Raw genomic sequence first — 589 nt, forward strand, 5'->3', positions numbered from 1 at the left:
ACTGTCCGTGACACGGACCGTGAAGGTTTCAGTGGTGTCGCTTGATAAGGCATCAATCGCTGCTGCGTTTGGCGCAAAGCTGTAACTGCCATCGCTTGCTAAGGTTAATGTTCCGTACGTACCCACACGGGTATCTGTGCCGTCAGTGAAGTCGTAAGTAAAGGCAGTGTCATCAATATCACTTGCGGTTAACGTACCCGTGGTTGCATCAAAACTATCCGCTGCTGCTGTATCAGTAATGGCAGTCGTCACATCCGCTAACGTCGGTGCATCATTTACTGGGTTAACAGTAAATACAATTGCTTGTGTCACTGCTTGGCCATCAGGATCAGTTGCAGTGAAGCTAATGTTTTCAACGCCATTGAAGTTATCAGTTGCGCTCGTAAACGTTGCAATACCATCCACAATCGTCACGCCAATGTCGCTGTTACCACTCACCGTGTAAATTAGGTCTGCGTTTGAGGTTTCAGCGTCTGAGAAGTATTCTTTTAAATCAATGCTGTAATCAGCAAAGTCTTCACTTTGAGTTTGGTCTGCAATAGATGTGCTGCTAATCGGTGTATCGTTCGCTGCCGTAATATCTATCGTA

General features: G+C 46.2%; 1 protein-coding gene. It reads right to left on the minus strand.

Features of this window, described 5'->3' with window-relative positions:
* Window positions 1–589 (minus strand): Ig-like domain-containing protein (locus tag SP041_RS20785; RefSeq protein ID WP_205961234.1); only part of this gene is annotated, 589 nt, incomplete at both ends.

It is taken from the genome of Psychromonas sp. SP041 (assembly GCF_000470315.2).
Lineage (GTDB): Bacteria > Pseudomonadota > Gammaproteobacteria > Enterobacterales > Psychromonadaceae > Psychromonas.